A 13,299-nucleotide genomic window follows, 5' to 3' on the forward strand; every position below is an offset into this window, starting at 1 on the left:
TGTGGTGGACGGGCGGGGAGGCGGGGCGGATGATCGCTCAGGCAAAGACTCCCAATTGCACCATTTCGGATGTTCCTGTAATGTTCCTACATGGCGAGTCGCAATTGGGAGTACGCAGACATGATCGGTTATGTCACTTTGGGAACCAACAACCTGCCGCGCGCGGCGGCGTTCTATGACGCGATCGCCAAGCATTTCGGCGTCGGACGGATGATGGAGTTCGACACGTTCATCGCCTGGGGCGAGATGGGCGGCGCGCCGGGCGTGGCCGCAACGCTGCCGTTCGACGGGCAAGCGGCGAGTGTGGGCAACGGCACGATGGTGGCGCTGGCGGTCGAGACGCCCGAACAGGTGCAGGCGGTCTACGACACCGCGATCGCAAACGGCGGCAGCGACGAAGGCGCGCCGGGACCGCGCGGCGATGACGGCTTTTACGCAGGCTATTTCCGCGATCCCGATGGCAACAAGCTGAATGTCTTCTGCATGACAGATCCGGTGGCGTGAGCGACGCCGCTTCGCTGGCTCAGACCTTCATCCATCTGGGCCTCGGCGCGAGCGCTGTGCCGCAGCCGCCGCTTTTTCCGGCTTCAGAGGATCCGACAGGAATGCGGTGGTATGACGACTACGCCGCGCGCCATTCGAGCAAGGGCGATACCGCTTGGCTGGTGTCCGCGCGCACCTTCACCGAGGGCTGGCCCACTTGGGAAATGCACCCAAACGGCGCGGAAGTCGTGATCTGCACACAAGGCGAGATGGTGCTGATCCAAGAGGGCCCCGAAGACGAGCTGCGAGAATTGACGCTGCGAGCGGGCGAATACGCCATCAACCCACCCGGAGTGTGGCACATCGCAAACATTGCTGAACGCGCGACGGCAATCTTCATTACCGCCGGGGAAGGCACGCAAATACGCCCGCGCTAGGCCGCAAAGGCGCTTCCCCTAGGGCGCATAGGCGCATTCCCTAGGGCGCAAAGGCGCCGGGGCGCTGCTTCCTTGCGCGCAGATGAACCACTTTGTCAGGTCGATACAGCTTGCGACAATTTTCCCGATCGCTGGCATAATCCTGCGACACAGGCCCACTAAAAGGTCTACGTGAGTTGCGGCGTGCGCGCGAAGGAGCGCTCCCCCTCAAAACGCTCCCGGTCTGGCGATGCAAGCCCGGCGCTCGGAACCTTACCCCGGCCTCGTTCCCCCTGTCGAGGCATACCGAGTGGCCGCTTCATATGGTCCAGACTGGCGCGTTCGTCGCAGCTTCCAGAACCATCGCAGCCCGGCGCTAACCGCGCTCGCGCTGCCTTGAACCGGAGAACACAGTCATGCGCAAAGTCAGCCTTCTGATCGCCGGTGGCCTTACGCTCTGCGGCGCCGGGCTTGCCGCTGCGGCTCTCAACACCGACAACCCCAAGCCCGCGCGCGGGCTCGCCATGGTGGGCGCAGACCTTGACGGCGATGGCGACATCACCCTCGAGGAAGCCAAGACGCACGCGGCAAAACGTTTCGCCCGCCTCGATGTCGATGGCGATGGCGTTCTCGACAAAGCCGACCGTACGGCGGTGGCCAAAGAACGCTTTGCCGCCGCCGACACCAACGGCGATGGCGAGATCAGCCTTGACGAGATGACCGCCGCGCGCCGGGAGCGCGAAGCCGAACTGGCCGACCGTCTGGAACAGCGTCAGGCAACGATGTTCGCGCGGCTCGACACCGATGGCAGCGGCGGTATCTCGCGCGAGGAAATGGAAGCAGCCGGCGAGCGGCGCGGTCGCGGCGAGCGCGCAAGGCGCCTGCTGGCGCGCGCGGACGCCGACGGCGACGGCGCGGTCAGCCGCGAAGAATTCCAGGCCATCGCTCAGGCGCGCTTCGCGCGGATCGACACCGATGGGTCAGGCACAGTCACCGCAGCCGAACGCGAGGCCGCCCAGCACTCCCGTCGCGGTCGCCGCGATGGCTCAAGACAAGGTGGCGCCTGACAGGACATTACAAACCCATAAGCAGACTTCGCTTCGGGGGGTCTTTTCATAGCGCTGGGCGACACGCCCCTGAACACCTGGCGCAAACCCCTGTGAGATCCCCCCGACTTCCGACCCGGTGCGCTCCTCTTGCAAAGGAGGGGCGCATCGGGTCGGCTTGCGATTTGAGCCCACCTGCCCCAACAGTTGAACAAGGCACCGATCCAATGCACGAATTAGTTGGTGAGCGCGAGATGACGATGCAAAACGGTCCCGAGACCGACCGGACAAACATCCTGCTGGTTGACGATGAGGCAACCTTGCGCGAACCCCTGGCGGAATACCTCACCGGACAAGGCTTTGCGGTCACAGAGGCCGACAGCGCTGCGCGCGCGCGCAGCCTCCTGGCCGAGGCCGACGCCGACCCCTCGGGCCAGAAGCAGCCCGACATTGCCCTGCTCGACATCATGATGCCGGGCGAAGATGGCCTCTCATTCTGCCGCCATCTGGTCGAAACGCGATCTATGCCTGTCATCTTCCTTACCGCCAAAACCGAAGCGATGGACCGAATCCTCGGACTGGAACTTGGCGCGGACGATTATATCCTCAAACCGTTCGAGCCGCGTGAGCTGGTCGCGCGGGTTCGCACCGTCCTGCGGCGGGTGGCGCGAGGAAACGCGCCGGAAACTCAAGACGAAGACTGGCACTATTTGTTCGAGGACTGGGCGCTCGACCCGCTCAAGCGCAAGCTTACCGATCCGGAGGGGATCACAGTGCCGATCTCGACGGCGGAATTTCGTCTGCTGCGCGCCTTCCTCGACAATCCGCGCAAAGTCATGGATCGCGATCTCCTGCTCGACATGGTCCAGGGGCGCACCGCTCACCTGTTCGACCGCGCGGTTGACAATCAGGTGAGCCGATTGCGCCGCAAGATCGAAGCCGACACGCGCAACCCGCATTATATCCAGACCGTGCGCGGCGGCGGCTACCGGTTTGCCGCTCAGGTTCGCCGGGTCGCGCCGGTCGTCTCACCGCAAAGCCAATCGGCGGACGGATGAAGCGTTTCCTGCCGAACAGCCTGCTTGGTCAGGTAACCCTGGTTCTTGCTCTTGCGCTGTTGGTGGCGCAGGCGGTTTCGGCGGTCGCGCTCTATCGCGCCGCGCAGCAGCGCCGCGACGCCGCTGCGGTCAACTCGATCGCGCTGCGCCTTATTGCAGAGACGGCGGGAAGTTACAGCGCCCGGCCCGACCGGTCCGCCGGCCCCGCGTCCCGAGGCCGCCAACCCATGCGACGCGACGCACCGCGCAGCCTTGAACAATTGGCGACCGGCGGCATGCCGTTCCCGCCCGGTGGGACCGATCCCCCTCCGCTCTCCGAAGTCCGGCGGGGCGGGGGGTTGCCCTTTACGCGCCTGATGCGCCTCAGCTTGCAGCGCAGTCCCGACGCGCCCGTCGAAACAGGGGCGCCGCGCATTACGCGCTTCGAAACCGCGCTTCGTGACCTGTTGGACGAGCAGGACGTGCCAACCGACGCGATCCGCATCGTGCGGCGGTTCGCAGGCGATGACCCCTACGTCTCGAGAATCATCGCCGAGGTCGACCTGCCGCCGTTCCGCAACTGGGACAAACGGGCTCTATTGGTCGCCGCCATCAAGCCGACGGATGCGCCCGGCTGGCTGACAGTGCGAATGCCGGAACCCAAGAGCGAAACCGAAGGTTTGCCGCTGATCCTGCTGCAGACACTGGTGATCTTCATCGTGCTGATGGTGCCGCTCTACCTCGTGCTGCGCCGTTTGACCCAGCCTCTGGCGCAGTTGACCGAACGCTTGGACGACTTTTCCAAGACGCCCGAACAAACCGTCGAGCTGGAGGAGACCGGCCCGGTCGACACGCGCAGGCTGATCGCGGCGCACAACAAGATGGAAGCGCGCGTTGCCGCGCTGCTGGATGAAAAGGATGTGATGCTCGGCGCGATCGGGCACGATCTCAAGACCCCGCTCGCCGCGCTGCGGGTCCGCGTCGAGAGCGTGCCCGACGAAGCGCAACGCGCGCGCATGGCGGACAGCATCGAGGACATAACCCGGACGCTCGACGACATCCTCTCGCTTGCCCGCGTTGGCCGAGCAGGCGAAGGCGCCGACGCGCCGGAAGCGGTCGATATCCGCGCGCTGGCCGACAGCGTGGTCGAAGAGTTCGAGGATCTGGGCGAACCGGTCACGCTGGACGTGCCAATCGGGCCCACGCCGCGCGTGGTGGCGGCGGTTCAGGTGACGTGGCTCAAGCGCGCGCTGCGCAACCTTGTCAGCAACGCGGTGCGTTATGGCGGATCGGCGCGAGTGCGTGTCGGGCAGGACATCGGCAAAGGCGGGCCGATGGTCACGCTCAGCGTGGAGGACAAGGGTCCGGGCATCGCGGAAGGCCGGATCGCGGACATGCTGGAGCCCTTCACCCGCGGCGAGACCTCGCGCAACCGGTCGACCGGGGGCGCCGGGCTGGGCCTGACCCTCGCGCGCGCGATTGCCGAAGCGCATGACGGGACGCTGGTTCTGCGCAATCGCCGCGTGGGGGGGAGCGTCGCGGGGCTCGTCGCAGAGCTTCGTATCCCGGTTTGAGTGGCTTCACTGCGTTGGCGCAGTGTCTGCGCGATGTCTGGGCGATGCCTGGGCGGTGCCAGAGCGCTGCGCGGGCGGTGCCAAGCCGGTTCCAGGCCTAGCGCATCAACCCGCCGATCAGGTTGCGCACGAACCGTCCGGCCACCGGACCCGCGAGGTCGGTGGCGATGGAGCCCGCCGCCGACGTGATGCCCGAGGCGACCGGGTTCGCGCGGCTTTTCTTGCCCAGCACCTTGGCCGCCGCAACACCCGCAAGGCCGCCCGCGGCGACCTTCGTTCCGCGGCTTATCGCCTTTTCCCAGATGGACTTCGACTTGCGCGCGCGCTTGCGCACCTCCTCCTCGCCCATTTCCGCAACTTCTTCAGCGGTCTCGACCGCGTCCTGCGCTTTGGCGAGCAGCACTTCCTCCGCGCTTTCGCGGTCCACCGCCTCGTCGTATTTGCCTTCGAACGGACTGATCGACTGGATGATCGCGCGCTCTTTTCTGGTGACCGGGCCCAGGCGCGAGCGGGGGGGCTTGATCAGCGTGCGCTGAACCACGGTGGGCGCGCCGTCCTCGTCGAGCGTGGAGACCAGCGCTTCGCCCACCTTGAGCTCGGTGATGACCTCCTCGGTGTCGAGCTCCTCGTTGATCCGAAAGGTCTCCGCTGCCGCCTTGATCGCGCGCTGGTCGCGCTTGGTGAACGCGCGCAGCGCGTGTTGCACCCGGTTGCCAAGCTGGCCGGCGACCTCCTCGGGGATGTCGATCGGGTTCTGCGTGACGAAAAACACGCCCACGCCTTTCGAGCGGATCAGGCGCACCACCTGTTCGATCTTGTCCTGCAACGCCTCGGGCGCGTCGTCGAACAGCAAATGCGCCTCGTCGAAGAAGAAGACCAGCGTCGGCTTTTCCGGATCGCCCACTTCGGGCAGGCTCTCGAACAGCTCGGCGAGCAGCCAAAGCAGGAAGGTGGCGTAGAGCTTGGGGCTGCGCATCAGCTTGTCGGCGGCCAGCACATTCACGTAGCCCCGGCCCTGCTCGTCGGTGGCGAGGAAATCGTCGATCTCCAGCGCGGGTTCGCCGAAGAAGTGGTTCGCCCCTTGCGCCTCGAAGCTCAGGAGTTGACGCTGGATAGCGCCCACCGATTGCCGCGAGACATTGCCGTATTTGCCCGAGAGCTCCTTCGCGTTCTCGTTCGCCCATTGCAGGATCGATTGCAGGTCGCCGAAATCGAGCAGCAGCAGGCCGTTTTCATCGGCGTAGCGAAAAACGATCTGAAGCACGCCTTCCTGCGTGTCGTTGAGATCGAGGAGCCGCGCCAGGAGCAGCGGCCCCATTTCGGTAATCGTCGTGCGGATCGGATGGCCCTGTTCGCCGTAGAGATCCCAGAAGATCGCCGGATTGTCCGAATAGGCGTAGTCCTCCATGCCCAGCTCAGCGGCACGCCCTTCAAGCTTGTCGGCGTGCTTGAACGTGGGCGATCCGGGCATGGCGACGCCGGACAGGTCGCCCTTCACGTCGGCGACGAAAACCGGGACACCGTTGGCGGAAAAACTCTCCGCAAGGCCCTGCAGCGTCACCGTCTTGCCGGTTCCCGTCGCGCCGGCGATGAGACCGTGGCGGTTGGCGCGACTGAGCGCCAGACGCTGGTTCTCGCCATTGCCGCCCAGACCAAGAAAGATGTCGCTCATATTCGTCTGCCCCTCGCGTTTGATGGATTGCGCCGATGTGCAAGCGCGCGCGAGGCGGGTCAACTCTCGACTTGAATGCAGGAACAGCTAGAGGGGGAGCTATGGGCCAGCCCGCATCGTCAAAGCCTTCCGCATCCCGAGGCCCCTTCGTCCTGCTCGACGACGCGCGCGAGAGCGGCGCGGCGCACGCGCGCGTCTACAGCGCGCCAACCCGGGTCTTTGCGGCCTACCGTGCGAGCGATGTGGAGCGGGCGCTGATCGAAGCCGACGCGGCGCGGCGCGAAGGGCGCGGCGAGATTGCCGGATATATCGCCTACGAGGCCGGGCTGGCGCTGGAGCCAAGACTTGCCCGTCTTGCAGAGGCACGCACCGGCGCGGCGGGGCCGCTCGTCTGGCTGGGGCTGTTCGAACGCGAGCCGGAACAGATCGCGCCGGACCAGGTGCCCGCGTGGCTTTCGCAGCACGGCGAGGCTGAGGGCTCCGCTCGCCTCGGCCCGCTCGAACCGCAGCTTTCGCCAGGAGGCTACGCGGCGGCGTTCGAAACCTTGCGCGAAGCGATCCACGCGGGCGACATCTATCAGGCCAATCTCACCTACCCGCTCACCGGTTCTTATCGCGGCGATCCCATCGCGCTCTACGCGCAGCTCAGACACAGCGCAAAAGCGGGCTATGGCGGGCTGATCTACGATGGCTCGCACTGGCTGTTGAGCTTCTCGCCCGAGCTGTTCGTGGCGCTTGACGGTGACAGCGCGAAGGTCAAGCCGATGAAGGGAACGCGCCCGCGCGGCGGCGATGCGGCACGCGACGCAGCGCTCAGGCAGGAACTGGCAAGCTCGGTCAAGGATCGCGCGGAAAACCTCATGATCGTCGATCTGATGCGCAACGATCTTTCCCGCGTGGCGGTACCGGGCAGCGTCGCGGTCGATACGCCGTTCGCAGTCGAAACCTATCCCACCGTGCACCAGATGGTCTCCAGCGTGCGCGCTGAGCTGGCGCCCGGCAAGGGCGCGATGGATCTGGTGCGCGCGCTCTTTCCGTGCGGTTCGATCACCGGGACGCCCAAGATCCGGGCGATGGAGCTGATCGACGAGGTCGAGCGCGGCGCGCGCGGCCCCTATTGCGGGGCGATGGGACGTATCGATGCCGATGGCAGCGCCGCATTCAACGTCGCGATCCGAACGCTGCGCCTGACGCCGATCGAGAACGCACAAGGCACCGCCGTGCTGGGGGTGGGCTCGGCGATCGTCGCGGACAGCGCAGTCGACGCGGAGCGACGCGAATGCGAGGTCAAGGCAGGCTTTGCGCGCGCCTCCTCCCCCGATCTTACCGCGCCCGGTTTCGACCTGATCGAAACGATGGAGTTCAACCCCGAAATCGGTATTGCCCTCCTTGAACTGCACCTGGCGCGCATGAAGAAGAGCGCCGCCGCGCTCGGCTTCGAATTCGATCGCCACGCCGCGCGCAATCAGATCCAGGCGCTGTGTTTCGAGCTCGAAGCGCCCGCCAAGCTGCGCCTGCTGACCGCGCGCAGCGGCGCCACCGCGCTGGAGACCGCACCCCTGCCCGAGCCCTTCACGGAGGCGGTGTGCGTGGCGGCGCTGCCGCATCCGCTCGATCCATCGGACTGGCGGCTGGCGCACAAGACATCGGACCGGGGCTTTTACGAGGACGCTCTCGTTGCCGCGCGCAGTCTGGGCGCGAAGGAAGCGGTGCTGGTGCGCGAGGATGGGCTTGTTACCGAAGGCTGCTGGACCAATGTGTTCGTTGAGCGCGACGGGGTTCTCCTCACCCCTCCGACCTCGCTGGGCCTGCTGCCCGGCGTGCTGCGCGCCTTCCTGATCGAGAAGGAGAGCGCGCGCGAGGCCGAACTGACGCTCGACGATCTTGCCGATGGCTTGCTGCTGGGCAACGCGGTGCGCGGGCTGTTCTCGGCGAAGTTGGTGTGAGGGCTCGCAAGCGGCGAGGCGCGCTTTCCTACGCGGCGCGCCTGTGGAATGAGAGGGACATGAGCGAGACACGGCCTGCCTGCACCGATGCGACACGGCGCGTTGCGGGCGCGGTGCAGGCGGTCGCTTTTTCACTTCAGGACAGTGTTCCATGTGTTCCAAGCGTTCTCCACGTGCGACGAAGCGTTGAAAGCGAGGCTCTTCCGGCGCGAGTGGGGCCCCTGTGAGCGTGGACATCCCGATCCTGTTCGAAGACGGCGAAGCGCTGGTGATCGACAAGCCTGCCGGCCTTCCGATCGACCGTCCGCGCAAAGGCGGCGAATGCCTTGAGGACCATCTGGACGCGCTCAAGCTGGGCTTTCAGCGTTTGCCGGTTCCCGTGCACAGGCTCGACACCGACACGAGCGGCTGTCTGCTGCTCGCGCGCAATCCCAAGGCCCTGAAACGCTTCAACAAGGCGTTTGAAGAGCGGCGCGTGACCAAGACCTATCTCGCGGTGCTCGCAGGCCATCCGCCGGGGACAAGCGGCACCATCCGTCTCAAGCTTGCCAAGATCAGCTCGGAGGCGAAGGGGTGGCGGATGATCGCGGCGAGGAAGGGAAAGGAAGCGGTTTCGCACTGGGAGCTGGTGCAAAAGCTGGGCGCGCACTCGGTGATCCGCTTCACTCCCGAAACGGGGCGCACCCACCAGCTGCGCATTCACGCGCACAAAGGCCTTGGCGCGCCGCTTCTGGGCGATCCGATCTACGGCTCGGAAGACCAGCGCGGGAAAGGCGCCGCGCGTACCCTGCTGCACGCCTCGGGTCTGGTTATGCCGCGCGATGGCAAGCCCGATATCGAAGCGCGCGCGCCGCTGCCGCCCGACTTTGTCGCGCTTGGTGTGGTTGAGGCTGAGGCTGAGAATGGGGCAGAGGCTGGGGCTGGGGCTGAGAATGGATAGGGCGCTGCTCGATCGCGCCCACGCCCTCGCGGCGGAGAGCTTCCTTGCAGGCTCCGGCCCGGGCGGACAGAACGCCAACAAGGTCGCAACCGAAGTCCAGCTGCGCGTCAATGTCTACCAGCTGCGCCTGCCCCCGCCCGTCTTTGCGCGGCTGCGCGAGATTGCCGGCTCGAAGCTCACCGCCTCGGGCGATCTGCTGATCACCGCGCGCCAGCACCGCACGCAGGACGCCAACCGCCAGGCCGCGCGCGAAAAGCTGGAAGAGATGCTCGATGCCGCCCACCGCGCGCCCAAGCGCCGGGCCAAGACGCGCGTGAACCGGGTGGGCAAGGTCCAGCGCCTCAAAGCCAAGAAAGCGCGCGGGCAAGTGAAGGCCAATCGCGGCAAGCCGGGCAGGGCGGATTGGTGAGACTATTGGCGCAGCGCCTCGATCACCATGAAGGTCGGGATCGTCGAATGGCGGCGGTACTTCTCGGGGTCGATTTGCTCCAATTCCGGCACCGGGCGGGTCTCATGAACGCCAGCAAGCGCGAAGCCCGCCGACAGGAGGGGACCGACGATCTCCTCGAAGGACCGGTAGTAGTCGGGCACGATGACGGGCTCCTCGGTGAAGCTGCGCCAGCTCGCCTCGCAGTAGTGCACACCGAATGCTGTTTCCGGTCGAAACCAGAGGTAGGACCCAAGCGGGTGCTGGACGCTGAACACCAGGCGACCGCCGGGCTTCAGGACGCGCCGAAACTCGCCGAGCGGTTTCGACCAGTCGCGCACGTAATCGAGCGCCAGCGAGGACACCACAAGGTCAAAAGAAGCATCCGCGAGCCAATCCAGCGGCTTGGCCATGTCCGCTGCGATGATCGGTGTTTCGGGGCCGTTGCGCTCCCGGGCAAGCTCCACCATGCGCGGGCTGACGTCGAACGCCGCTATCCGGCTCGCTCCGGCGGCGATCAGATCGCGGGTCAGGAATCCAGGCCCGCATCCTGCATCAAGAACGTCGAGGCCTGTGACAGCGCCGATCACCCGGCGGATTGCGGGATGCTCGTTATAGCCGTTCTCCGCCTTGGTCTCGGCCTTTGCGGCGTAGCCGTCGGCGAGCGCTTCGTACGCTTCGAGCGCGATTGGGCGGTCCGGGTCGGCCATGCCTATGCCGTTAAGCGCAGTGAATGGCCCGATCAATGCTGAGCATTCTTGACTTCTCCCCCAGAATCGCCCAATGGCGCGCGTCTGTGCGGCGGTGCGCTGAGCGCCGCCCTTTGTTTTTTGGTTTGCCCCTGGTTTGGGCGACCACCACCCGATCTTTAGGAAACCGCCATGGCGAAGCCCGCAACCGTCAAGATCAAGCTCGTCTCGACCGCCGACACGGGCTTCTACTACGTGACGAAGAAGAACCCGCGCAACATCACCGAGAAGATGGTGTTCCGCAAATACGATCCGGTCGCGAAGAAGCATGTCGAGTTCAAGGAAGCGAAGATCAAGTAAGCCCGTCGGGCTTGCGGTCGCCTCGCCCCTCAACGATTCAGGCGCTATTCAAGGCCCTTCAGACAGGATGAAGGCCATGAAGACGCTTCTGCCGACAATCCGCTCGAACCTCCTTTTCAGACCCAGCCGTCTGGTTGCGGGTGGTTTGCTCGCACTGGGCGCTGCGGCGCTTCCGACCGCAGCCTTGCTGAACCCCAGCTCGCCCGCGCACGCGCAAACGCAGCCTGGGGATCTGGACCGCGCGGTCGCCGCGCTGCGCGGCATCTCGACAATGCGCGCGGACTTCACCCAGACCGACCGCCAGAACAACAGCGTGCGCGGCGTCCTGACGCTCAAGCGCCCGGGCAAGATCCGCTTCGATTACGGGTCGGATGCGGACTTCCTGATGGTTTCGAACGGTAAATCGCTCTACATGATCGACTACGAGGTGGGGCAAGTCGAACGCTGGCCGATCAAGAACACTCCGCTTGGCGCGCTGCTGGATCCCGGACGCGATGTGAAGCGCTACGGCACCCTTGTCGAGACCGGGAGCCAGGACGTGGTCAGCGTGATAGTCGAGGATCCCAAGAAGCCGGAATACGGTGCCATCAACCTGATTTTCTTCCGGAATGAGCGCGCGCCCGGCGGCTTGCAGCTGGTCAACTGGGTCGCAAAGGACGCGCAGAACTATCGCACGACAGTGCGGCTTTCGAATCACCGATACGGCGTTTCGGTGGCAGACAGCACTTTCACCTTTCGCGATCCGCGCCGCTCATCTCGTCGCCCGAAATAAACGTTTCAACGCCGAAAAGTTGTAAGCACGCGACAAACCCAAGCGGGCGTTCATTTGCGCGAAAGCCACACTCCCGTAAACACAGGAATACAAGGTGGACGAAGACGGGTTTCCCCCCTGTTGCCCTGGTCTTCGATTGAGAGACGCCTTGTGCAAGCGTGACGAACGCTCAAACGGAACCCCTGTCCCAACGCCCCCGGGACAGGGGTTTTTCGTTGGGGGGGCGTAGGCTCTGGGTGGCCGCCGAGGGAGCAATCACTCCCTCAGAGCCATCTCCATCACCTGAAAGACGCTGGTGTTGTCGACGAAGTCACCATTCCAGCGATAAGGCTCACCCCAAAGGGCCCTGGCGCGCGTGTCGGTGCGGGTGAATTGCGCAAATCTCTCCGACCCGATGCCGATCGCCCAAAGCGGGACCAGCTCGTTGGTGTGGTTGCCCGAGGCGAACTGATAGCCAGGCATGTTTCCTTTGCCGCGATCCTGCACGGCGAGGAAGCCGTTAAAGGTATCCTCGGCCGGGTTGAAGCGCGCGGCGGTGAGCGCTTCGGGCGTGCGCTCGACCGCGATCGGGCCGCCGGCGCTGTTGGTGAAAGTGCCCTCGCCCCAGATGCCGCCGCACTCATGATCCGACGTGATGATCACGAGCGTTTCCTCCCAGCTGGAATTCGCCTCCACCCAAGCGATAACCGCGTCGACCGTGGCGTTGAAATCGACCTGTTCCTCAATGTAGCGAGGCATGTTGTTGGCGTGGCCCATCCAGTCGATCGCGCCGCCTTCGATCATCAGGAAAAACCCGTCTTCGTCCCGATTGAGCACGTTGAGCGCGCCAAGCGCCATGGTCGGCAAGTCGGGGACGCCGGGGTTGAACGCCATGCCCGAAGGCGTGTCGACGTCCAACAGATCCTCGCGCCCGGCTTGAAGCGTTGACCCGGTGCGCGCGATGCCGACCACGCGTTCAGGCACATTGGCGCCCGCTGCGAGCGCTTCGAAGTCCTCCTTCGCATCGATGAAGGCAAAGCCGTTGAGACCCGCTGCGCTGGTCAGAGCGCCAAGTGTCTCAGAGCCCCCAACATAGCGATAGTCGCGCTCTTTCTCAGGGTTCTTCGGGCGCCCGCTTGCATCATAGAGCGGGTGGCCCCCGCCCATGATCACATTGAGGTCACTCGCGACCATCTCGTTGAATATCTCATCGTAATTGTTGCGACTGACATTGTGCGCGATGGCTGCAGCGGGCGTCGCGTGACTGGCCATTACAGAAGAAATCGCGCCCGCCGCGCGCCCACGATCCATTGCGACCTGCGCGATCGTGCGGAACCGTTCGTTCGCGCTCCAGTCCATATTGATGCGCCCGTTCGCGGTCTTGCGCCCGGTCATCAGCGCGGTGCCTGCCGCCGCGCTGTCCGTATAGGTGGTGTAGCTCTTGGCCTCCGGGGCAAAATCGCCTGCAAACGTGTTTTCGAACCGCTCCCAGCGCGTGCGCGGATCGTAGCCCTGCTCAACCGCCCCCGTCGCCAGCTCGACATCCGAAGCGCTCGGCAAAAGGCGTCCTTCTTCGTCCACCAGGTTGAGCGAGCTGTGCGCCATGCCGAGCACAACGGGCCGAGTGCCGTCGGGACGCACGACTTGATAGGACTGCGCACCTGCCTTGCCCTGATAATAATCGGCGGCGAGCCAGCCGTTAAAGCCGATCCCGTCGGAGATCAGCAGGATCACGTTCTTCGCCTTCCCCGGTGATCGCGTTGGCGCAGCGGTCGCGGATACGACGCGCTCAGCGCTGGGGGCTTCGCCGGCACGGGGCGCGTAGCTCGTATTGTTGATCGCGGCCACACAGGCGCTGAGCGAAAGGCTAGCAGTGGCAAGGACAAGGATGGGCTTGAAGGATCGAATCATGGCAGGCCCCTTTGATGCTGGAAACGTTGTGCGGCGCCCTATCCGAC

13 protein-coding genes are annotated in these 13,299 nt (G+C 65.1%); 10 read left to right on the forward strand and 3 right to left on the reverse strand.

What is annotated here, in order from left to right:
• The first annotated feature begins 120 nt into the window (after window positions 1-120).
• The 5 genes from QNI87_RS07005 (at window position 121) to QNI87_RS07025 (ending at window position 4,556) form a co-directional block, all read left to right on the forward strand.
• A complete protein-coding gene (locus QNI87_RS07005) occupies window positions 121-504 on the forward strand; it encodes a VOC family protein (RefSeq protein ID WP_300595766.1) in 384 nt (127 codons plus the stop codon).
• The gene (locus QNI87_RS07010; protein ID WP_300595466.1) at window positions 501-920 is read left to right on the forward strand and encodes a cupin domain-containing protein; all 420 of its coding nucleotides are present in this window, start codon (window positions 501-503) and stop codon (window positions 918-920) included. The genes QNI87_RS07005 and QNI87_RS07010 overlap by 4 nt, the downstream gene beginning before the upstream one ends.
• 395 nt (window positions 921-1,315) lie before the next feature.
• Window positions 1,316-1,966: an EF-hand domain-containing protein gene (locus QNI87_RS07015; protein ID WP_300595467.1), complete on the forward strand. Its 651-nt coding sequence runs from the start codon at window positions 1,316-1,318 to the stop codon at window positions 1,964-1,966.
• A 239-nt stretch (window positions 1,967-2,205) separates the two neighbouring features.
• On the forward strand, window positions 2,206-3,003 hold the full coding sequence (locus QNI87_RS07020) for a response regulator transcription factor (RefSeq protein ID WP_300595767.1): 798 nt from the start codon (window positions 2,206-2,208) through the stop codon (window positions 3,001-3,003).
• Window positions 3,000-4,556, forward strand: a complete 1,557-nt coding sequence (locus QNI87_RS07025; RefSeq protein ID WP_300595468.1) for a HAMP domain-containing sensor histidine kinase — start codon at window positions 3,000-3,002, stop codon at window positions 4,554-4,556. Before QNI87_RS07020 ends, QNI87_RS07025 begins: the two co-directional genes overlap by 4 nt.
• A 97-nt stretch (window positions 4,557-4,653) precedes the next feature.
• On the opposite strand, the gene QNI87_RS07030 is transcribed toward QNI87_RS07025, so the two are convergent.
• Window positions 4,654-6,228, reverse strand: coding sequence for a helicase HerA-like domain-containing protein (locus tag QNI87_RS07030; protein ID WP_300595469.1), 1,575 nt, complete (start codon window positions 6,226-6,228; stop codon window positions 4,654-4,656).
• A gap of 101 nt (window positions 6,229-6,329) precedes the next feature.
• On the opposite strand from QNI87_RS07030, the gene pabB reads away from it, so the two are divergent.
• From pabB to arfB, 3 genes are all read left to right on the forward strand, one after another.
• Complete coding sequence (gene pabB, locus QNI87_RS07035) at window positions 6,330-8,174, forward strand: aminodeoxychorismate synthase component I (protein ID WP_300595470.1); 1,845 nt, start codon at window positions 6,330-6,332, stop codon at window positions 8,172-8,174.
• Between the two features lie 229 nt (window positions 8,175-8,403).
• The gene (locus tag QNI87_RS07040; protein WP_300595768.1) at window positions 8,404-9,114 is read left to right on the forward strand and encodes an RluA family pseudouridine synthase; all 711 of its coding nucleotides are present in this window, start codon (window positions 8,404-8,406) and stop codon (window positions 9,112-9,114) included.
• Complete coding sequence (gene arfB / locus QNI87_RS07045) at window positions 9,107-9,523, forward strand: alternative ribosome rescue aminoacyl-tRNA hydrolase ArfB (protein WP_300595471.1); 417 nt, start codon at window positions 9,107-9,109, stop codon at window positions 9,521-9,523. The genes QNI87_RS07040 and arfB overlap by 8 nt, the downstream gene beginning before the upstream one ends.
• Window positions 9,524-9,525: 2 nt before the next feature.
• Here the strand turns inward: arfB and QNI87_RS07050 are convergent, their stop codons facing one another.
• A complete protein-coding gene (locus QNI87_RS07050; RefSeq protein WP_300595472.1) occupies window positions 9,526-10,251 on the reverse strand; it encodes a class I SAM-dependent methyltransferase in 726 nt (241 codons plus the stop codon).
• Window positions 10,252-10,422: 171 nt separating this feature from the next.
• Between QNI87_RS07050 and rpmG the strand changes: the two genes are divergently transcribed.
• The gene (gene rpmG, locus QNI87_RS07055) at window positions 10,423-10,590 is read left to right on the forward strand and encodes a 50S ribosomal protein L33 (protein WP_300595473.1); all 168 of its coding nucleotides are present in this window, start codon (window positions 10,423-10,425) and stop codon (window positions 10,588-10,590) included.
• A 76-nt stretch (window positions 10,591-10,666) separates the two neighbouring features.
• Window positions 10,667-11,362, forward strand: coding sequence for an outer membrane lipoprotein carrier protein LolA (locus tag QNI87_RS07060; RefSeq protein ID WP_300595474.1), 696 nt, complete (start codon window positions 10,667-10,669; stop codon window positions 11,360-11,362).
• 255 nt (window positions 11,363-11,617) lie between these two features.
• Here the strand turns inward: QNI87_RS07060 and QNI87_RS07065 are convergent, their stop codons facing one another.
• Complete coding sequence (locus tag QNI87_RS07065) at window positions 11,618-13,252, reverse strand: alkaline phosphatase (protein ID WP_300595475.1); 1,635 nt, start codon at window positions 13,250-13,252, stop codon at window positions 11,618-11,620.
• Between the last annotated feature and the right edge of the window lie 47 nt (window positions 13,253-13,299).

Origin of the sequence: Erythrobacter sp. (assembly GCF_030066995.1) — a bacterium.
Lineage (GTDB): Bacteria > Pseudomonadota > Alphaproteobacteria > Sphingomonadales > Sphingomonadaceae > Erythrobacter.